Genomic DNA, 21,696 nt, shown 5'->3' on the forward strand with positions numbered 1-21,696 from the left:
TTCTCGGCAAAACTATATATATATTTACAAGATTGGATGTTTATTAAAAAATATTCCTTGTAAAGGCTTGCTTTTTTAAAGTAGATATGCTTATCTTATACATAAGTATCTATATGTGAGATACAAATATAGGTCTAAACTCAACAGCCAACATTAGGGGGAACTAACATGACTAGCTTCTCACGACTGCCAGACTTTATCAGGAGTTCTAACACCATCAAAACCGTCTTGAAAATAGAAGGACAATCCTCAGAAACCTTACCTACATTGAAACCACAAGAAAGAGGCAGCCCAGAAATTTTAGGAAAACCCAAACACTTGTATGCAGTTGAGTTACCGTTAGTCTTTTCTCACATGAGCATTCTGCTGATTGAAACCTTGTCGGAAACTCAACACGGCCAGTTAACTATTTCTAGTAAAAAGGGGAAATACGAAGCGATCGTAGAACTGAGTGGTCATATTAGCCACCGTCACAAGTTGAGTCAAGAAGAACTGCAAGAAATCCAACAATTACACGAACACATTCTTGAAACTTGGATAGCTTGTAGGCATTTCCACAATCGGAAATAACGCACCACATCGCCACAGCTATCTACAGTTAAGAAGACTGCTAGCTTGGTGAAGTCATTAAATTCAATATCTATTTTCTGAAGACATTTGGCTTTTGATAAATGAGAAGTTTACAAGCCGGTGGTGTATTCTTACACACCCGGCTTTTTGCTTAGGTTTTTTTTCCCGGAGTAAGTTCTATGAACAGTAACAAACATGATAAAAAGTCTCTTGCTCAACTCTCATCTGAAGATAGGAAAAAAAGTATGAAAACTAATCACAAAGACAACCAAAATCCGCTTTTAACTTTGACTGGAAGAGGATTGAAGTATTTTATGTTGACTTTGGTTGGTTTTGCGATCGCTTTGATTGTGTTTCACGTTTTCGGCGCTTTCTCTCTCGTTCAAATCCTGCTATCTATTAGTGTCTGGATCTGGTTTGGACGAGTTGCAGTCTCGTTATTTTGTTTGTTTGCGATCGCCATGATTTTTGAGTCTTGGCGTTGATACAAATTTACGGTGTTGCTTCAAATAAAGCCTTTGGTTTATTTCCATTCAGCCAAAGGCTTCAAATTACAGGTACAGGAGGTCATATCATGTCAGATAAAGGTAACGGCATCAATGGTGAAACACTCTCACCAATTTTGGTGATCTTAGTTGCAGGCTCGATATCTTTAGCAATTGTCAATAAAGATAATCATCCTGCTTATTTCGATCTCGTGAAAATAGCAATGGTCTACAGTTTTGGCTCTCACAAATCTAAAGGTAAACCAAAAGAGTAAGTCCAAATTGAGATGGACAAGTTTTTCTCAAATCCTAGCAATTACCTAAAACTTGTCCTTTTTTCACCTGACTATTTATTCTCCCAGCAACATGGTCAGCCCTATTTCCGCCGAAATAGGGCTGACCGCTTTTTTCCACCATTTAGTCGTAGTTTCCGGTGCGAAACTAAATTTCCAAAAAATAAGGATACGGATTTAAGATGTTTCCAGGAACTAAAACCTTGGTTTTTAGGCTTTATAGAATGAGCCTTCTGAGTTTTGCACCGCGAACTAGTCTAAACTCCAGACCATTGGACTAACAGCCTTAGTCAAACTCAAAGTCACTAATTAGCGATCGCTAGTATTTCTGGTATTTACAATATTAGAATGCCAATTCAGTAACCAACTCGTCGAACTCACGTTTATATGAATATTGTAATTATTGGTGCAGGCCCAGCTGGTCTATTCTTAGCCCATCGATTACTCGCCCTTAGCCGAAACTATACGGTACAACTATATGACTCTAACCAAAATCCTACTGATTTAGAGTATGCAGACAGTCGAGGATTCGGCTTGGGATTAGGCACAAAAGTACAGCAATGGTTGAACAGTATTGAAGGGTTACAAGAGAAGTTAGTCTCTCAAGGGGTAGAATTGACTGCCGGCGGACTTATTTTAATTCCACGTCGCGATCTGTGTGCTTTACTTGTACAGCTACTGACGCGTTATGGCAATCGAACCTCTGATGAAAGTTCACGGCTATCTGTAAATTTTAACGTTCCAGTCGTGGATGTCGATCTGGCGCGTCGTGAGGTCGTGATTGAGAGAGAGTCTGGTCATGAAACAGTAGTATATGATCTACTAGTGGGGGCAGACGGGATTAACTCGACCATCCGAAATGCCTTAATGCTTTCAAAACCAGACGAAATCGATTTTCAACAGTTCCAACGACCGCATCTGTGGAAAGTACTGCAACTCTCGATGCCACCAGAACTACAACAATCTCCACCTCGTATCATTCGACTTCAAAAGCGAAACACTCAATTTGGGCTTGTTTTTGGTGGCTGCTTACCGCGAAAAGATGGCGATTTGACTGCACTGATTTTCTGGCAACCAGTAGGCAGCAGCGATCAGATTAATCCTTATGGAATTACAAGCCCAGAGGAATTAGAGCAGTTATTGCAGGAGATGCTCCCAAAAAACTTGCCAGCACCTAAACTTAATAAAGATCAAGCTGCGGCATTCCTGGCAGCCCAACCGGGGCATGAATATTGGAGTCGATGTCGCTACTATCATGACTTGCAAGGTCAGGTAGTATTGATAGGGGACGCTGCACACTCTATGTTCAGCCTTTTGGGACAAGGTTGCACCGCAGCGATTAAAGATGCAGCTGTCCTTGGCTCATTGCTTAGGGAGCACGGCGATCAATTGTCGCTTGTGTTACCTCAGTTTTCTGCTCAACAAGTCGAAGAAGGTCATGCTGCTTCTGATCTTGGACTGATTGCATTAATCTTTTACCACCGTTGGCTGGGGTTTCTCTACAAAGTCATCACGTTGCTATGGGTTGTTCTACTCAGACAACCAACCATCTTTGCTCGCCTCAATCAAGTGGATGCTAGCTATGTGCAAGTACTCCACGAAAATAAATTTTGGATCTGGCTTGCTAAGAAACTGCTTTCAAATCCACCCAAAGTGGCAAAATAAAGTTGTTCCAAGCAATTGTCGGTGGATTGATAATATTGTTGTTGCTAAGGCTATAACCTCATTCTTTCGTTAAAGAATCGTACCTTCTGACTGTCTTAGTTAATACACAATAACGAATTTGAAAGCTTGAACCCTACCATAATCGTTAAGGGATAATACCATTTGACTTTCAGGTTGATACAAATAGGCAGCAGGGGGAAAGAGTTAGAGACAAATCATTTGTATCAAGTGCTTGAAATAAGTTGAACTTCACTCATAACTTGCATCAATTTCTGGACAGAATTCGTTGTGTTGTAAGATTCGGATCATCTTTCGCCCAGGATGTTTGAACAACACATCAAACTCACTATTGGGCATTCTCAATTTTTCAGGAATGAGATAGGTTTGGATTGGTTCTGTTAGCACTAACCCATGCCCAGGAAATAGAATAATGGTAATTTCACCAGCACATAGACATCCTAAAACTCGTGCAGGGACACGCACATAAAAATACGAACTGTCTTCTTTATGGTGCATATCACGATATTAGCATCAGCTAGTAATGTGCTATAACTATTTAGCGATCGCTAATACTGTAAATACTAGCGATCGCCATATTTTTTATCACTGTGGTCTTATACTGGTTGTACTTACTTCCACCTTCTGCGCTCCTTCAATGATTTGGTAAAGTTTGTGTTCAAATTTCTGCATACACGCTGACCAATCAAAATCAAGTATGGAAGGGCGAGCGTTTCTAGTCATATCTGCTTTCAAACTGGGATTTTCTAGAATTGCAATTACCTTTTGGGCGAAATCTGTAGGATTGTTAGGTTGGGCGAGGAAACCGTTACGACCAGGAAATACCTGTTCTGAGGTTGACGGTGCAACAACAGCAACCAGAGGGGTTCCCGACGCTAGCGCTTCGTTATTTGTCGTGCAGAAGTTCTCGGTGACGGAGGGATTGACAAAAATATCTGCTCTAGCAAACCAACCTAGAAGTTCTGTACCGTGAGATTCACCCCATACAGTAATACCCGCTCCAAACTTTTTAGCACGCTCACGGATCTCTTTATCTAGCGGGCCACTACCAACAATCACCAGATGGACATCAGGAATTTTGGCAGCTATGACTGGAAATATATCAAGTAATTGGTTGACATTCTTTTCAGGTGTGATGCGTCCGACAAACAAAAGAGTTGGTCGGTTATCGTTGGGAATTGGATCGTAACAAATGTTTCGCGGGTGAAATTTTTCGCAATCGATACCTTGATAAGCGACGTATTCAGCGCGTTGGCATTTCAATTCTTCGTATTTAGTCAGTTGTTCTTTAGAAGAGAAGTAATTGAAGTCATAAGACTCACTAAATTGCTTGACTAAAACGGGAATAATGGGACGAATCAAACTGAAGAACCGCTCTCCAAAGTAATATTTGATATAGGCAACGATATCTGTATGGAAGAGTGATATTATTGGTGTCCCTGTTCGTTTTGCATATTGAGTGCCGATAGGGCGACCATAACCTTGCAAGAAAAATGAGTATAAACCTCTCATTTGCGCTGCTTCTTCAACCACGATAATATCAGGCTGGAATTTCTCCAGCAACTTGGTATCGCTCCAGTGCCGATAGTTCAACGGTTGAGGAAGAGACTTGTAGAATATCAGTGGTTCTGTAGGGAATGCGTAAGCAGAAAAATTGGGGAAAGATTGAATTTCCTCTAAACCTGGCATGGGGCGATCGCCAACATTTTTGGGGTAGTGATCGTTGATTTGGGGATGGATTAAAAAAACCTCATGTCCCTGTTCTAGCAACCAACGAACTCGTTGGTGAACTGCAACGGAAACACCAGTCAAGAAAGGAGCGTACAACCCTGTAAACAGTGCAATGCGAAGTTTTTGCTTAGTCATAATAAAGGGGAATATTTCACAAAATTGCTGGTTGTTAACTTAGGATTTACGCAGCAAATGTTTGATGAACATCCTGATTATTTAGCTCAGAAATTCCCACTAATACAGTTAGACTAAGGATTTACGCATTGTCAAATAGCTGAAATTGTCGATTTTTAAGCGGATGTTTGTCAATCTGGATTTAAACTATCAAAACATCCAAAATACTCAAGTCAAAATTCCCCTTAATATATTTGTCTAAACCCTTGTCAAAAATATAAATACGTTTTGGTAATTAACAAGTAAAAACGTATATGTTTACAAAGGTTATAGCTAATATAGTTCTACTAAATATAAGATAATACAATTTGAAGACTAGGGAATGTTTAGTGTAATAACTTTCATGCCCTAGTTGATATTTAGCGATTTAATTCAAAGAGAAACCTTGCTATTAATAGGCTGATCCAACCATTGATAAGGGCGATATTCCACTAGACGGACATTCCAAGGCCCTTGAACTCGATAGCTAACACCGCGCCAGGTGACTGTTGATGTCCACAGGGATGATAGCATCGCTAACCCATAAACCCACTGTGTTAAGGGAATCCCAATCAACATTTTGATGATTGTAGCAGCTGATAATTTGGCGATCGCCTGGTTATTAGAGCGAACCATTCGCTGTATCTCTAATTCCAACACCAGCATTACCAAGAGTAATCCGACAGTGTAGACTCCATAGCAGACTAACAACAGAGCCGCAACTTCCCATTTTGCCTCTAACAACGACTCTAGAACTAACACGCTTAGTAGAGTCGGAAACAAAATGCTAGAAACAGCTTCACCAACAAGAGCCAACCAACGGGGATGATACAGTCGAGAACAAAGGATAAGGCGCTTGAGATAGTCTATTAAGTTGAATAAATCAGTCTCTTCACGATTGACTATTAGCAGCGAAGGCACAAACTTTACCTGAAAACCATGTTTTTTGAGGATGTCGTGCATCATAAAATCTTCGCCTAAAGCTTGTCCCCACTTATCTAGCAGTTCTGTTTGGCGAAGTACTTCTGTTTTCACAGCCAAAGTTCCACCCCAAGGAATCTGGAAGATAAACATTTGCACTACCGTGGACACATTGCCGACATACCGCACTAAAGAACCCCAATACCTACCAGTTGGTACGTACCAACGATTGCCGGTTGTTGCGCCGACTTTCGCATCGCCTAGAGGACTGACTAATTCTCGCAGCCAATTTAAATGAACTATAGTATCAGCATCTACTAAAGCAACCACCTTATAAGAATCGTCCAACTCACGGATAGCTTGGATTAAAGAACTGCATTTGAGACTACAACTGTTGCGTACTATTCTTAAAGGGCTGATTTGAACATTAGTTGCTTCTTGCTCAGTGATGGTTTCACTAGCAATTTTCCAAGCCGGATCTTCGTGACTATCAACGATTAATTTTAAATCATACTGTGGATAGTTTTGATTTAGGAGCGATCGCAAACATCTAGGCAAAAACGGATCGGCTCCACGTAAGCAAAGAATTACTGCTGTTTTGGGCAACTGGTCATCTGGTAATAAGTTTTTTTTAGACGAGCGCAGATACCATATAAAGACAAGCGTGAAACACACCTGAATAACCAGCCAACCCATCAAAGACTTAGACAGAAATATTGCCAAATCTTCCATTAAATTTTTAGTCTCCGACAGAATGAGGGATTGGGGATTGGGCATTGAGAAGAGACAAGGTAGACAAGGAAGAGGGGGGAGATAGGAGAGAAGTTCTGAGCGCCGGAAGCCGGCGCTCAGAACTTCGGGGAGAGACTTGTTTAAAAATTCACCCTTGTCACCCTTGTCACCCTTGTCCCCCTTGTCCCCCTTGTCCCTCTACACCCCACTCCCTTTATGAATCAAGTGAATATTTCATGATGATGTTAACTGTTGTATTTTTGTTTACAACAAAACTGGCATCACGAAACTTTGGTGTACCTGTTTGTATGGACACAGTTGGATTTTTGGAAATTCCAAAACCTTCTTTGGGAATACCGAAAAAGTCTTTATTGAGTTTGCGATCGCCATTTTGATCGTCAACCACAGCGACAGCATAAGTTCCAGGTTTCAAACCGGAGAATTTTTTTGTTATAGAACTGCCAGTAATCTGAGCGCAACCACTTTGAGCTTCACTAGTACTACTCATTGGAAATCCTTTTTCATTTGCATAAACTCGAAAGCAAATCTCACCTTTTTGATGATGTATTCCATTTACTACAACGTTAAGTGTTGCAGTCGGTTCTGCATTCGCTGTTTTAGCAAAACTGATGCTTACTAAAGTAGCAAGCAAAACATGAGATAGTTGAGATAGTTTCAGCATAGTTTTGTGTCAGAATAGGTGATTTTGGGGTTGATAGAAAGCTGTGTTAATCAGCTTTTATTTCTGAACTAATTCGTTCAAAGCGTAATTTGCTGTTCTTTAATTGATACTGGTTGCCAACGTTTCCAAAGTCTTTGCAGCGCTATTAGTAAATCTTTCAGCAAAAGATATTCTGTTCCTTTTAACTGCTGATATAAACTTATATGACAACACAGCCGCTCATATAAACTCAGAGGACAACACCAGATGGAGAGTATATACTCCCAAATCATTCTCCAATGTGGTAATAAAATTTTCCCTTTCTTTGCTGAATCAAACCACACTGTAAACCCATAAAAATCAGGCAGCATACTCAAGAATGATTTTTGATTTGTATTTGTTAACAACAAATAATTGGGAAAAAACATACTCATTGATTGTTGCGGATGACTTCTGACGAAAAACAGGTATTCAGGAATTTCATAAAATCTACCGAGAACACCAAGTCTTAACAAGAGAATTCCATCTGCATTACCATAACCACCCATAGACGGTATCTTTTTCAAAGCACTAGTACGAATGACCCCGTAACATTGATAACATAAATGCTTGGTCAGCAATTCGTGAAAACGCTTTTGTGGTTTTAGTGCATCTGCCTTGACTTTGATATTGTAATTTTGGATAAAATTCCCCTGTTCATCAATGAAATATGCCTGGGAGTGACACAAGATTATGGTAGGATCTTGGTCAAGTACGTCAACACACTTCTTGATAAAATCTGGAGAATGTAAATCGTCATGGGCTGCCCATTTAAAATACTCACCCGAAGACAGTTTCAAGACGCGATCAAAGTTACCAGCACAACCGATATTTTTGTCATTGCGGTAGTAACAAATACGCTGGTCTTGCTCGGCATAAGCTCTACAAATTTCCTCAGTTTTATCTGTAGAGGCATTATCTGAAATAATTAGTTCAAAATCTTCAAAGGTCTGAGCCAAGAGTGAATCTATAGCTTCTTTGATAAATTTTTCACCATTGTATACAGGTAATCCGATGCTCAATCGTGGCTGATTGTTACTCATAGAAAACATGTATTCGGAAAATCTATGGATTATTTTCTGCTTAATCGTAGTGAGGTAAACGCAACGTAAAAAGTCAGAATTCAGAATCCAGAAGTCAGAATTAAGAATACTTTGATAGCAAGCTTAATGATCTCAAGTAAATCCAGTGTCTTCTAGCTTATTCATTTTGCAATCATTCTGAATTCTGACTCGTGACTCCTGAATTCCCAAAAATATGTGAACTATTTCATCAAGCTTTGAATATCTGTTTTTTGCAGCCATTCATGTGTTTGCTGCATACCTAATTCTAGGTCAACTGCTGGTTTGTAATTTAACAAATTTTGGGCTTTGGCAATGGAACAAGCGTAAGGACGAGTCATAAAATCTATAGATTCTGGTAGAATATCAACTTTTTTCCGAAAAAGTTTTTGTCCTTGAACGCGTAGCTTTAGAAACAATTTGATTTCATCTTTCGATAATGAAAGGGGTGCTTGTAAATCTTCCATTGCTGCTAAACGCATAAAATACTCTTTCCACGAAGTTTCTTGTCCATCAGTGATATTAAATATTTCACCGTAAATTTCTTTTTCTATTGCAAGAAAGATGCCATCAATCAGGTTATCTATATATACATGATTAATTACTCCATTAGCATCGTTGGCACAAGCAAATAATTTTTGGCGCATCATCAGAATTGGTCTGACTATCCAGGGAATACTTCCTGGGCCGTAAACATCTCCAGCTCGAATCACAATAATGCCGAAATCTGAGGAATTATTCAGTTCTAAAAGTGCTGTTTCGGCTTCTATTTTTGTTTGACAGTAGGGATTATTTTCGCCAGAAAGTGGTCCAGATTCTGTAACACCATCAGGATAGTTGAAACCATAAACCATTACACTAGATAGATGTACAAATGTTTTGACCTCAGCCTGTTTAGCAGCTTTAGCTATATTAATAGTACCGCCAACATTGACATCACGAAAATGCTTAATTTCACCAGCTTCTTCGACAATTTGCTCTGTATGTAAAACGATATCTACTCCCTGACAAGCCTTTTGAGCAATAGTAGAATCGGTGATATTACCAGTAATTACCTCTACACCTAAATTCTGTAATTGTTTGTTCTGTGCTGTAGAACTTTGTTGTAGTCCACGAACCTTCATCCCTTGCGCTATGGCTAACTCGGCTGTACGCAAACCGACAAATTCATTAATCCCAGTAATGAGGAGAGTTTTGTCTTTGAGGTTCATAAAATCGAAATTATTGTTAATAGGTGAATTTGAGTTTTTAGATAAAAGACTTGAAGTAATACCAAATTGGAATTTTGATAAATACTTTTAATCTAAAATCTAAAATTGGTATAAAAAGAAATTTTCTGTAGGGAGGCTGCGCTAATATTTAGCTATCAGTGTATATCGTGGCAAACTAATCAGTTTATTTTGCTGCTAGTAATCATTTAGAAGATATCTCCTGGATCTGCCGAGCGGAGTTTGTTGATAGCAAGCGCTCCTGATGTTATGCACATTAAAACTGCTGAAGTTAAAACAAGTACCGCATTATTAGCGGTCATAATTATTGGCAATTTAGTTGCTTCTGCTGCAAAATTATATAACAATACAGAAGTAATAATTCCTGGAATATAACCTAAGATTGCCAAAATCAAAGCTTGCTGAAATACTACATTGAGTAAATAGCTATTGGTATAACCTATGGCTTTTAAAGTGGCATAAGCAACGAACTGTGTAGCAATATTACTGTAAAGAATTTGATAAACAATAACTACACCAACAACCGCAGCCATTGTTAACATCAAGTTAAGGATAAAACCAATGGGTGTTCTGATAGCCCAATATTTTTTTTCAAAATCAATGAAGCCTTGGCGTGTAAAAACTTGGACATCATTAGGCAAACTTGCTTGTAAATTTTTCAGTACTGTTTCTGCATTAGTACCAGGTTTGAGGGAAATCAAACCAATATCTATCATATCTGCTGGACGAGTATTAGGATTTATCCTCAAGAAAGTTGAGTCACTAACAAGTAAATTACCATCTACCCCAAAGGAAGGCCCTAATGTAAATAAACCACCAATTCTTACTCTATAACCAATTAATGAGTTGAAGGGAAATATTTCAATTGTCTGTGCAGTCTCTCCCGCATTAAATTTTTCAGCTATTGGGCCAAACTCTGGGCGAGAACCCCGGTCAAAAAGCACAACATCAGGAGTTTTGAGTTTGTCTAAATTGTTCTCAACTTCTGGGATGTTCATCACAGGTCTACCTGGATCGAAACCAATAACATATATTGAATATTTCTCACTAGTTGCCGGATTTTTCAGCTTGGCAAATTGCAAATACATGGGGCTAACTGACTTTACACCATCAAACCCCAGAGATTGGTATAAACGAGTCCGCGAAAAACTTTGATTTGAAGTCAAAGATTTATATTGCGAACTAACTAAAAATAAATCTCCTTTGAGATTCTGATGGACTGCGGTTGCACTGGAATAGAGGGCATCTTGAAAACCAAGTTGCACAAACATTAGCAGCACAATAAAGCCAATACCGGCTACAGCTACTAATAAACGAACTTTTTGCTGGGCTAGCTGTAGCCATGCTAAAGGAATTTTGAAAATCATGAATTTATTTATTATTTGTCATTTGTTATTTGTCATTTATCATTGGTCATTTGTGAATGACCTATGGCTGATGACTAAATATGAATGGCGACATCCACTTGTAAGTTTGTTAAACGAGCAACCTTTTCACTATCTGCGGGATTATCGATGGAGATTTTCACTTCAACTATTCTGCGGTCTGTATCTGAACTAGGGTTGAGGCTGAAGATGTTTTGCTTGTCAACTTGCCAACCAATCTCTTTTACAGTTCCTTTTATTGTTCCAGTAAATGCAGTGCTGGTAATGGTGGCTTTTTGTCCTACACGCACTTTTTGAACATCGGTTTGATACACCTCTGCAATCACATACATTTGAGATGTTTTACCGATCTCAGCAAATCCTCTGTTGGTGCTGATGACTTCTCCGGTTTTGGCGTTAATTTTCAAAATTTTGCCATTTATGGGAGATTTGATGTAACTCAAATCCAAGTCGGCTTTTGCTTGTTGAACAGAAGTTGTTGCACTGTTAACTTCAGTTTGTGCTACTTGAACATCTACACCACGCACTTCACTAATACTGGTGAGTTGCGCTTGTGCTTGCTTGCGTTGTTCTTGGTATGTGTCTTGAGTCCGCTTGAGGGTGGCTTGAGCTTCTGTTAGCTGCTGTTGTGTAGTCTTTAGTTGCAAAGCTTTGGTATCTGCTACAGAAGCCGCGATCGCACCTTTTTTATATAATTCCTGATAGCGATCGTTCTCTGCTTGAGCATTATCTACTTCCGCTTGGATGCGGTCGATTGTCGCCTGTTGTGTCGCAACGTCTCCTTTATATTGTGGCTCTAACCGAGCGATTACAGCCTTTTGAGCATCGACATCTCCGGTTTTACCTCCAGATTTCACCTGCGCTAGTTTAGCTTTGGCAACTTGGAGTTGGTCTATAGCCTGTTGCAATGCGGTTTTAGAACGGCCATAATTTTCGAGGTAGGCCAATAATTGCCCTGCTTTAACTGTATCTCCTTCTTTCACCAACAGTCTGTCTACTCGTACCCCATTATTAGAAGCAGGAGCAGTCAAAGAAGTAACTTCACCTTCTGGCTCTAAGCGTCCCAAGGCAGTCACAGCAACTTTCACAGGCGTGGCAGCTTTTGGAGGAATCGCTTGCGATGTTACAACTTTAGGTTTAGACCAATAGGAGGCCAAACTATAGAAAGTGATTAATCCAGCCGCTAAAGTCAGAGAAGCTGCTAAAATTAGTTGCGATCGCCCTACGGGTTTTGTGAATAATCGACTTTCTTTATTTACTGCCATATTTTTATTCCAATTCTGCTTTTTTAGGGGATATCCTGGTTATATTTAGTCGATTAGAATAGACTCATACCAATTCAAAATTCAAAATTCAAAATTAAGAAAGCCAGACAGAACAAAGGTTTGGGAGTATGTATCTGTCGCATTCTTTTTTCAAATTGGTATCATCCGCAAATTACCAAGAGTGTTTTTCCTCTAGGTTTTTTACCTTAAATCAAGTGGATGGATCTAAATTGGTTTTATACGAATTGTTGTACGCTTTTACCGCCCAAACTTACTATTGTGGCGTGAAAATTAATGGCGTTTTACTTCAAAGCTTCCTAAGTTATATCCTAATTTGATATCTAATCCAGTAACGTAAAATACAATAGTGCTAGTCAGCAAACTTAACTTTCAAAAACAACGAAGCGCTAAAAAAATAAGATGAAAACTTGGAAAAACTTGTTATTAAGTATGGACTAAAGTTTAACTCTTGTCAACTAATTTGATTTGTATAAGTCTTGATTCTCTCACTAAAATATTTCATCATAGTAAGATGATGTGCTGAAAAATGTATCGATTGCTAATCTCTTCTTTAGCAATTGAATCTTTACAAATAGTTCGTTATTAAGCAGATTTGATATTACTAACAGATTATTATTATCAAGGTTGTGTAATATAAGACATTCTTCTAGCGATTTCTAGTAGGGGTAATTGATGAATTGCCCTTACTTAAGCTATTAGCCCTGTAAGGGACTTGTAAAGCGGGTTAGTTGGTAGATGAGATGCATACTTTTTACTGGAGATTCATTTAACCTATATTATGTTTATCAAGCAACATATTAAAAATTAATATTTGCTTTATAAATAACCACTTTGTTTCTTAACTTGACTTATCTTAAAAAATAACCAAAAACTTCGACTCAATTATGATGCTTCTCTGATAAATAATACTCATAGTTGTTGAATTTATCTATGTATTCATTGAATTGTTACTTACTAAACAATAGATTTGTAGTGTTAGCTTAATCAAGAAAATATTTATGTTTAACCCGTAAATATCAAAACTTATCGCATATTTATGTAGTCATAAATTATACTTTTATGCTAAATTTTATTCAAAACTTATATCAGTAAGGATATATGGTTATTTATAAAATAACTTTAAAGGAATGATTTAGTTTCTGTAAAGTATGTTAGTATTTTTATTAATTCAATGCTTTAAAGTGGTTAGACAAACTAGTTATTTAATTGATATTTTTAAATAAAAAATAACTAAAGATAACTGCTTCGTCATTACCTAGCGATTGTTTAATTACTTTTTCAACTTGCATAAACTCGAATTAAATGTGGTGTCTTTTCTGTAACGAAATTGTCAACTTTACTGGGTTAAATACCATAAAGTATATTATCCCGGACGTTGAAACTAGCTATGACATTAATTGAGATACAGAACGTTGTTATTAACATCAGCTATGTTGCTGTGTTTAGGCTAGATAATCAAACGATTTCGGGTGAAAAAACGTTTCTGTTTCCTTAGCTACTCCTCAGTTTTCCTCGCTCCAGTAGGATACCATTGCTCAAAATCTCTACTATTACAAATGGATTGAATTCACTGTCAAGCAGCTATTACACTCCAAGACTATTTTACCAGTTTTAACAACGTGATCGCCTGTGCCGATTTTGGATTTTGAATTTTTTTGGTTCATCCTTCACTTATTGTGAGTGAAACAAATTTAAAAGATGCTCGTAACTATGCTCTCTACGAGACGCTGCGCGTAGTTTGCTTCTCTGTAAGAGTACGATTACTCACTAACGTAAATCTAAAATCCAAAATTGGTTGACCTATTGCCACAATATCAAGCGTCTAGCGTTGTCTAACATTTTTTCGCGATCGCAGTGTGCCAAAATCGCCTATAAATCTAAGGCTTTGTCAAGGCAGTATGTGTCGTGTGGTGTTGATTTCAAGATAAGCATTTAGCACAGATAGGATAGCTAGCTGCTTTACAAGATCAGAGATTTTCATTATTTAGTAGGCAACAGAAATTACTGTAGCTACACAATCCACAGTACTAACTATGCCCTATGTCTGCTTATTCAATTGATACTGCCTTAGCGGAGTTAGAGCGCCTTATCAATAATTGTGAAAAGGCTGTAATGAGGTCTATAGAGGAAAAAAACATGAAATCAGATAAATCAGTGTCAATCAACAAAATTAACAGACAATTACAACATAATCCTATCGCCATTGTTGGGATGGCTTCTTTATTGCCTCAAGCCAGGAATTTACGGGAATATTGGCAAAATATAGTAAACAAAATTGACTGTATTACTGATGTTCCTTCTACCCACTGGAGCATCGAAGATTATTACGATCCGAATCCTAGAACTACGGAAGATAAAACCTACTGTAAAAGAGGTGGATTTATTCCAGAAGTAGATTTTAACCCGATGGAATTCGGTATACCACCCAGCATTTTGGAAGTTACAGATGTATCGCAACTATTAAGTTTAGTAGTTGCAAAAGAAGCGATGGAAGATGCAGGTTATGGCGAAAAACGTGAGTTTAACCGCGAGATGGTTGGGGTAATTTTAGGCGTGGCGATGGCCAAGCAATTAGGAATGCCACTTTCAGCAAGATTGGAATATCCGATTTGGCAAAAAGCACTCAAAAGCAGTGGTTTATCTGATGAAGATACGCAAAAAATCGTTGATAAAATCAAAAGTGCTTACGTGAAGTGGGATGAGAACGCTTTCCCTGGAATGTTAGCTAATGTAGTCGCGGGTAGAATTGCCAATCGCCTGAATTTTGGCGGGATGAATTGCGTAGTTGATGCTGCTTGCGCTAGTTCTTTTGGTGCTTTAAAAATGGCGATTAGTGAGCTAATTGAGCATCGTTCTGACATGATGCTGACTGGTGGAGTTGATACCGATAACACCATCATGGCTTACATATCTTTCAGCAAAACACCGGCGGTTTCTCCTAGTGAAAGTGTCAAACCTTTCGATGCTAAATCCGATGGGATGATGCTAGGTGAAGGTATTGCCATGCTTGTCCTTAAACGCTTAGAAGATGCTCAACGGGACGACGATAAAATATATGCCGTAATTAAAGGTATTGGTACTTCCAGCGATGGGCGTTACAAGAGCATTTATGCTCCCCGCAAAGAAGGTCAAGTCAAAGCCTTAGAACGTGCTTATGAAGATGCCGGTTTTTCTCCCGCTACCGTTGGCTTAATGGAAGCACATGGTACTGGTACAATGGCTGGAGATCCGACAGAATTCGGTTCTTTAAAAGACTACTTTGATGGACATGATCACAAAAAACAGCACATCGCTTTGGGTAGTGTGAAATCACAAATCGGACACACAAAAGCGGCTGCGGGTGCGGCGAGTTTGATTAAAACTGCTTTGGCTTTACATCACAAAGTATTACCGCCGACAATTAACATTACCGAGCCAAACCCCAAACTCAACATTAAAGATTCAGCCTTTTATTTGAATACCGAAACCAGACCTTGGATTCGTCCAGAAGGGGAAGCACCCAGACGCGCAGGTGTGAGTTCCTTTGGCTTTGGTGGAACCAACTATCACGTTGTTTTGGAAGAATATGAAGCCGACCAAAACGACGCTTACCGCTTACACAGTGATGCTAGTGAAGTGCTGTTGTTTGCTCCTACGGTAGAGCAATTGTTGAGCAAATCAGAAGAGATTTTAGATAAGTTGCGATCACCAGATGCACCTGCACACTACGTACAATTAGTCAATGAGTACAAATCGCCACAAATTCCCCTTTCTGCTCCCAGATTTGGGTTTGTAGCCGAGAATCTCGAAGAAGCTTGCAAGTTGCTGCAAACTAGCATTGACTGGCTGAAACACAAAGGAACAGCAGCATCTTGGGAACATCCCCAGGGAATTTATTACCGCGCCTCTGGTATGGAGTTGGGCGGAAAAGTTGTCTCTCTATTTTCTGGTCAAGGTTCGCAATACTTGGAGATGGGCCGGGAACTGGTAATGAATTTCCCTTTGATGCGCCGTCTTCATGGTTATATGGATAGCCTGTTGCTCAAAGATAATTTGCAGCCGCTGTCAGAAATCGTTTTTCCTCATCCTGTGTTTGGAGAGGCAGAAAAAAATGTCCAAATTGCTGCCTTACAACGCACAGAATATGCTCAACCAGCTATTGGGGTGTTGAGTGCAGGAATGTACAGCATCCTGCAACAAGCTGGGTTCAAGTCAGATTTTGTGGCGGGACATAGCTTTGGTGAACTGACAGCGCTATGGGCTGCGGGAGTTTTGAGTACCGAAGATTACCTATTCTTGGTGAAAGCTAGGGGTCAAGCAATGGCGGCTCCGGAAGACCCGGATCATGATGCGGGTAGTATGCTGGCTGTCAAAGAAGACATCAGCAAAGTGGAAGCAGTAATCAGACATTTTCCGCAAGTTGCGATCGCTAATCAAAATTCTCCAACTCAATTTGTCTTGGCTGGCCCGACTGCAGAAATAGCGAGAGTCAGAGACGTTTTACACGAGAAAGGATATACAGCTGTATTGCTACCTGTATCAGCAGCATTCCATACACCACTAATCGCCTTTGCTCAGAAATCCTTTGCGATCGCTACTAAGTCTGTCAAGTTCCAAAGTCCCAAAATTCCTGTTTACAGCAACGTCACCAGTAAGCAGTATCCCAAAGAACCCCTAAATATTCAAAAAATCTTGGAAACGCACCTTTCTAATTCAGTGCTGTTTAAACAGGAAATTGAAAATATCTATGCGGCGGGTGGTACTTGCTTTGTGGAATTTGGGCCGAGAAGAATTCTCAGCAACTTGGTAAAAGAAATCCTTGGCGATCGCCCACACCTAACCGTATCTTTGAACCCCAGCACTCAAAAGAATAGCGATCGCTCCTTACGAGAAGCAGTTGTGCAGTTGCGAGTAATTGGTTTGGCTTTGAATAACCTCGATCCCTACCAACTTCCCCAAACTATCCCCCCAATTGAGACGAAGAAGACATTAAATGTCCGTTTAAACGGGATAAACTACAGATCCGAAAAAACGAAAAATGCCTTCGCTCAAGCTTTGGAGAACGGACACAAAGCTACATTACCTACTGTGACACCGAGTCATCCCACCCCTGAATATTCTGACGCGGCTCCTTTATTTACTAGTCCAGATCCAACTCCAACTCTCGCAGTGGGAAAAACCAACGGACATCATAAAACACCCCTAATCGCCACCCCATCAATGAACGGTGTGACTTCTCATCTCATCACCCAAACAGAGCAACAGATGAATCCTGTGACCCTTTCACAACCAGCCCAGGAATCTAAGATGCAACCAGTACCAGAAAAACTTACAAATTACGAACAACTTTTAGCAAGTTTAGAATATCTCCTGACACAGTTCCAGGAAAATCAAGCTGAGAATTTACAAGTTCACGGTACTTATCTCAACCATCAAATGGAATACGCTAAAGCATTTTTCCAACTGATGCAGCAGCAGAATTCTTTGTTGAGTGAAAGTAAATCAACAGCCGAAACTGCCAAAATGAAGCTAGTTGTCATGGAAAGCTTAGAGCGCAGCATGATGCAGTTTCACTCCCAACAAGGTGAAACCCTACGCATCCATGAGCAATATCTTCAAGAGCAGCTCGAATATACGAAAAACTTTTTCCAACTCATACAGCAAGAGTATTCTCAAATCATCTCTGGTGAAGGAGTAACTCAACCTCAAGAGAAACTCAGCAATTTCACTCCATTCACCACAGAAACAACTGTTACTGATGCACCAGTACCTCCTACTACCAAGATAGTAGAAAGCCAGCCTTTGCCTGTAACTGAGCCTGTAGCTAAAAATGGCTTAAATGTTACCCAAGCACCTCTGTCGGCTGCTGTAGAACCTGTAGTTGAAACTCCTGTATCCCCAGAGACACGATCAATCGCGTCTTTACTTCCCACTCCTCACTTCGCCACTGTCGAGACAGTAGAGCCTGTAGCCGAGCCACCTGTCCCAGTAGTAGAACCTCAAAGCGAGGTTGTAGTCAAAATTAGCTCACCTCCAGTCAATGAAATTGTTGCATTCACCCCAGAACCAGCACCCATAACTGTTGCACCTGTATCTGGCGCAACCATTGATGTTGTTGACTTGGATAAAAACCTCTTAGCGATTACTAGCGACAAGACAGGCTACCCAGTAGAGATGCTGGAAATGGACATGGATATGGAGGCCGATTTAGGGATTGACTCGATCAAACGGGTGGAAATTCTGGGGGCGCTACAGGAAATGTACCCCAACCTACCCAAACCAAACGTTGAAGAACTGGCAGAACTCCGCACTATCGGTCAAGTTGTAGAGTATCTGCAATCCCAGGCTTCTAGAAGTATTACTGTAGAAATTGCAATTCACGAAGTACAACAAGCAACCGAGATTGTAGTAGAGGCTGTACCCGTAGTTGAGGTAGTTACTTCACCGGAAGCAAGTATAGTTGTCGCATTCAACACAGAACTAGTTGTAACTGATGAATTTGCAGACTTAGGTCAAACCTTACTAGCCATCACCAGCGATAAAACTGGTTATCCAGTAGAGATGCTGGAACTAGAAATGGACATGGAAGCCGACTTAGGGATTGACTCTATTAAACGGGTAGAAATCTTAGGGGCGATGCAAGAAATGTACCCCAACTTACCCAAACCGAATATCGAAGAACTCGGAGAACTTCGCACCATCGGTCAAATAGTCGATTACCTACAGCAGTTAGCTGGAGGTGAAAAAAAAAAGTATGAGCCTGAGTTTGTCCAACAGCAGCCACCGGAATTAGAGCATAATATCCAACGTCATCCGGTCAAACTCAGAAGTCTAGTACAACCCGATTATTTGGATTTCACGTTACCAGAGGGACACATCGCTTTAATCACCGATGATGGTTCCCTCACTACTTTCAAATTAACCGAATCCCTAATCGCCAAAGGCTGGAAAGTAGTAGTTATCAGCTTCCCCCAATCGCTGATCGCCCAACAAGCGCCCTTACCCACAGGAGTAACCCGCGTTACCTTAGCAAACTTAAGTGAAGAACATCTTCAACAACAATTGCAAGCGATCGCATCTCACTGCGGAGCGATTGGGGCCTTCATCCATCTCCATCCGATGTTTGTAGGAAATCACACTGGAAGTGTTTCTTATAACGAACAAGAAAAGGCGATCGTCAAGCATGTATTCTTGATGGCGAAACACCTCAAACCTTCCCTAAACGAAGCCGCAAAGCATGGACGTAGTTGTTTCTGCACAGTAGCTCATCTTGATGGAGCCTTCGGTTTAGAGTACAAAGTTAACTTCGGTGCGATCGGCGCTGGTTTGTTTGGATTAACCAAAACCCTGAGATGGGAATGGCCAAAAGTATTCACTCGTGCGATCGACCTAAGCCCCAGACTTGACGCTAAACAGTCAGTACACAACATCATCGCCGAACTTCACGACCCCAATCTTTATATCAGTGAAGTTGGCTACGGCTCACAAGGACGAGTCACCCTCATCGCCGATTAAAAATTTCTTCTGTGTGCGTCTCTGTAGTTAGTTTAAAAAAAACCGCAGAGGCGCAGAGGACACAGAGAAAGAGATAGGAAACAACTTGTCTTAATTACGAATTAATATCAGAGGATTTATGACACAAACAGCCCAGCTTAGTCCATCATCTGTCTTTGTCGTGAGTGGCGGTGCAAAAGGGATTACAGCTGAGTGTACTATCAGATTAGCCCAACAGCAACCCTGTAAATTCATCCTCCTCGGTCGCTCCGAACTATTAGAAACCGAGCCAGATTTTGCTCAAGATTGTGATGAATCCGCATTGAAAAAATGCATCATGGAAAATCTTCTTTCCCAAGGAGAGAAGCCTACGCCCATGAATGTGCAAAAAATATATAACAAAATTACCTCCAGCCGCGAGATTAAAAAGACCCTAGCAGCAATTGAAAAAACCGGAGCTAAGGCAGAATATCTCAGCGTCGATGTCACAGATACGCAAACTTTACAGGAAAAACTTGCCACTGCTGTGCAACATCTTGGCCCAATTACAGGCATCATTCACGGCGCTGGAAACTTAGCTGATAAGTTAATTGAAAAGAAAACAGAAGAGGATTTTGAAAAAGTTTACACTGCCAAAGTTAAAGGTTTAGATAACCTGTTGGCTTGCATTAACCCTAATCAACTTCAGCATTTAGTTTTGTTTTCTTCTGTAACAGGATTTCACGGAAATATTGGACAATCTGATTATGCGATCGCTAATGAAATTCTCAACAAATCAGCGCATATCTTCAAGCAACAATATCCCTCATGTCATGTAGTGGCAATTAATTGGGGCGCTTGGGATAGTGGAATGGTAACACCGGAATTAAAGAAAGTCTTTCAAGAGCGGGGAATTGAAGTAATTCCGATTGCAGCTGGGGCACAAATGCTCGTTAAAGAAATGGGGAATGCTAATCATGCAACTACACAAGTTGTGATTGGTAGCAAACTGATTCCAGTTGCGACAGAACTAGATTCTCAACTACGAACCCATCGTGTTCGTCGCCAAATCATACTCGCAGATAATCCCTTTTTACGAGATCATACTATCGCTGGTTTTCCAGTTTTACCAGCAACTTGTGCAATGACATGGATGATTAATACCTGTGAACAACTTTATCCTGGTTACAGATTATTCAATCACAAAGATTTTAAAATTTTGAAGGGAATTACTTTCAATGAATCTTTAGCAAAGGAACATACTTTAGAAATAGAAGAAATTTCCAAAGTTAGTTTGGAAAACATTGAAGTTAAAGCAAAAATCTGGAGTAAAAACCTAAAAGGAAAAACTCATTATCATTTTAGCGCTCAACTCAATCTCCAGCGAGAAATCCCTATTGCTCCCATTTATGAATCAATTAATTTAGACCAAGATAACATTATCACCGCTACCGGAAAAGCTTTTTACCAAAATGGAGGAACTACATTATTTCATGGCCCTGCTTTTCAAGAAGTCAAAAAAGTTTTAAATATCAGCCCCGAAAAAATCACTACAGAATGTCTTTGGGAAGAAATCAGCCATCAACAACAAGGACAATTTCCAGTGCAATGGGTCAATCCTTATACGATTGACTTGAGTATGCACGGGTTATGGATTTGGACACAGCACTTTTATCAAGAAGCTTGTTTACCTGGTAAGGTGGAAATATATGAACAGTTTGCACCTACACCACATAACAAACCCTTTTACGTTTCTTGTGAAGTAAAAGCGAAAACAGCAACTAGTGCGATCGCTGACTTTATCATACATGACCGTCAAGGACAAATATATTCGCGTATGCTCGGCGCTCACGCAATTATTTGGTCAATGAAATCACTTAGAAACTAGTAATTTTTAACTTCTTCTCTGTGCAACTCTTTTGCCTCATACGTCAGCTATTTCTTTAGCAACCGTCTCTTGAAAGTTTGGGGAACAGCGTAAATCCTGCCTTTTAAATATCTCTTGCCTAATACCC

At 39.9% G+C, this 21,696-nt stretch carries 14 protein-coding genes and 1 pseudogene; 7 read left to right on the plus strand and 8 right to left on the minus strand.

Annotated elements, in window-relative coordinates; all coding sequences use genetic code 11:
- Positions 1 to 168 precede the first annotated feature (168 nt).
- From V7K56_RS20520 to V7K56_RS20535, 4 genes are all read left to right on the plus strand, one after another.
- Positions 169 to 570, plus strand: coding sequence for a hypothetical protein (locus V7K56_RS20520; RefSeq protein WP_334913039.1), 402 nt, complete (start codon positions 169 to 171; stop codon positions 568 to 570).
- Positions 571 to 815: 245 nt separating this feature from the next.
- Positions 816 to 1,055, plus strand: a complete 240-nt coding sequence (locus tag V7K56_RS20525; protein ID WP_334913041.1) for a hypothetical protein — start codon at positions 816 to 818, stop codon at positions 1,053 to 1,055.
- On the plus strand, positions 1,052 to 1,330 hold the full coding sequence (locus V7K56_RS20530) for a hypothetical protein (RefSeq protein WP_334913044.1): 279 nt from the start codon (positions 1,052 to 1,054) through the stop codon (positions 1,328 to 1,330). Before V7K56_RS20525 ends, V7K56_RS20530 begins: the two co-directional genes overlap by 4 nt.
- 405 nt (positions 1,331 to 1,735) lie before the next feature.
- Entirely contained in the window at positions 1,736 to 3,013 is a 1,278-nt protein-coding gene (locus V7K56_RS20535) for an FAD-dependent oxidoreductase (RefSeq protein ID WP_334913046.1), read from the plus strand.
- Positions 3,014 to 3,262: 249 nt separating this feature from the next.
- Here V7K56_RS20535 and V7K56_RS20540 read toward each other — a convergent pair whose 3' ends face one another.
- The 8 genes from V7K56_RS20540 to V7K56_RS20575 form a co-directional block, all read right to left on the minus strand.
- Positions 3,263 to 3,529 (minus strand): hypothetical protein, encoded by a 267-nt coding sequence (locus V7K56_RS20540; RefSeq protein ID WP_334913047.1) that lies wholly within the window; start codon positions 3,527 to 3,529, stop codon positions 3,263 to 3,265.
- An 87-nt stretch (positions 3,530 to 3,616) separates the two neighbouring features.
- A complete protein-coding gene (locus V7K56_RS20545; RefSeq protein WP_334913049.1) occupies positions 3,617 to 4,897 on the minus strand; it encodes a glycosyltransferase in 1,281 nt (426 codons plus the stop codon).
- Between the two features lie 411 nt (positions 4,898 to 5,308).
- The gene (locus V7K56_RS20550; RefSeq protein WP_334913051.1) at positions 5,309 to 6,568 is read right to left on the minus strand and encodes a glycosyltransferase; all 1,260 of its coding nucleotides are present in this window, start codon (positions 6,566 to 6,568) and stop codon (positions 5,309 to 5,311) included.
- A gap of 214 nt (positions 6,569 to 6,782) precedes the next feature.
- Positions 6,783 to 7,250: a DUF2141 domain-containing protein gene (locus V7K56_RS20555; protein WP_334913053.1), complete on the minus strand. Its 468-nt coding sequence runs from the start codon at positions 7,248 to 7,250 to the stop codon at positions 6,783 to 6,785.
- A gap of 77 nt (positions 7,251 to 7,327) precedes the next feature.
- Positions 7,328 to 8,311 (minus strand): glycosyltransferase family 2 protein, encoded by a 984-nt coding sequence (locus tag V7K56_RS20560; protein WP_334913054.1) that lies wholly within the window; start codon positions 8,309 to 8,311, stop codon positions 7,328 to 7,330.
- A 221-nt stretch (positions 8,312 to 8,532) separates the two neighbouring features.
- The gene (locus V7K56_RS20565) at positions 8,533 to 9,540 is read right to left on the minus strand and encodes an NAD-dependent epimerase/dehydratase family protein (protein WP_334913056.1); all 1,008 of its coding nucleotides are present in this window, start codon (positions 9,538 to 9,540) and stop codon (positions 8,533 to 8,535) included.
- A 206-nt stretch (positions 9,541 to 9,746) separates the two neighbouring features.
- Positions 9,747 to 10,925 (minus strand): ABC transporter permease DevC, encoded by a 1,179-nt coding sequence (gene devC / locus V7K56_RS20570; protein ID WP_334913058.1) that lies wholly within the window; start codon positions 10,923 to 10,925, stop codon positions 9,747 to 9,749.
- A 74-nt stretch (positions 10,926 to 10,999) separates the two neighbouring features.
- A complete protein-coding gene (locus V7K56_RS20575) occupies positions 11,000 to 12,208 on the minus strand; it encodes an ABC exporter membrane fusion protein (RefSeq protein ID WP_334913060.1) in 1,209 nt (402 codons plus the stop codon).
- A gap of 1,408 nt (positions 12,209 to 13,616) precedes the next feature.
- Here V7K56_RS20575 and V7K56_RS20580 point away from each other — a divergent pair.
- The 3 genes and pseudogenes from V7K56_RS20580 to V7K56_RS20590 all read left to right on the plus strand — a co-directional run bounded on the left by V7K56_RS20580 (position 13,617) and on the right by V7K56_RS20590 (position 21,569).
- Positions 13,617 to 13,878, plus strand: a pseudogene (locus V7K56_RS20580) (hypothetical protein).
- Between the two features lie 391 nt (positions 13,879 to 14,269).
- Positions 14,270 to 19,723, plus strand: coding sequence for a beta-ketoacyl synthase N-terminal-like domain-containing protein (locus tag V7K56_RS20585; RefSeq protein ID WP_334913061.1), 5,454 nt, complete (start codon positions 14,270 to 14,272; stop codon positions 19,721 to 19,723).
- Between the two features lie 118 nt (positions 19,724 to 19,841).
- On the plus strand, positions 19,842 to 21,569 hold the full coding sequence (locus V7K56_RS20590; RefSeq protein ID WP_334913063.1) for an SDR family NAD(P)-dependent oxidoreductase: 1,728 nt from the start codon (positions 19,842 to 19,844) through the stop codon (positions 21,567 to 21,569).
- Positions 21,570 to 21,696: the final 127 nt, after the last annotated feature.

Origin of the sequence: Nostoc sp. (genome assembly GCF_036917535.1) — a bacterium.
Lineage (GTDB): Bacteria > Cyanobacteriota > Cyanobacteriia > Cyanobacteriales > Nostocaceae > Nostoc.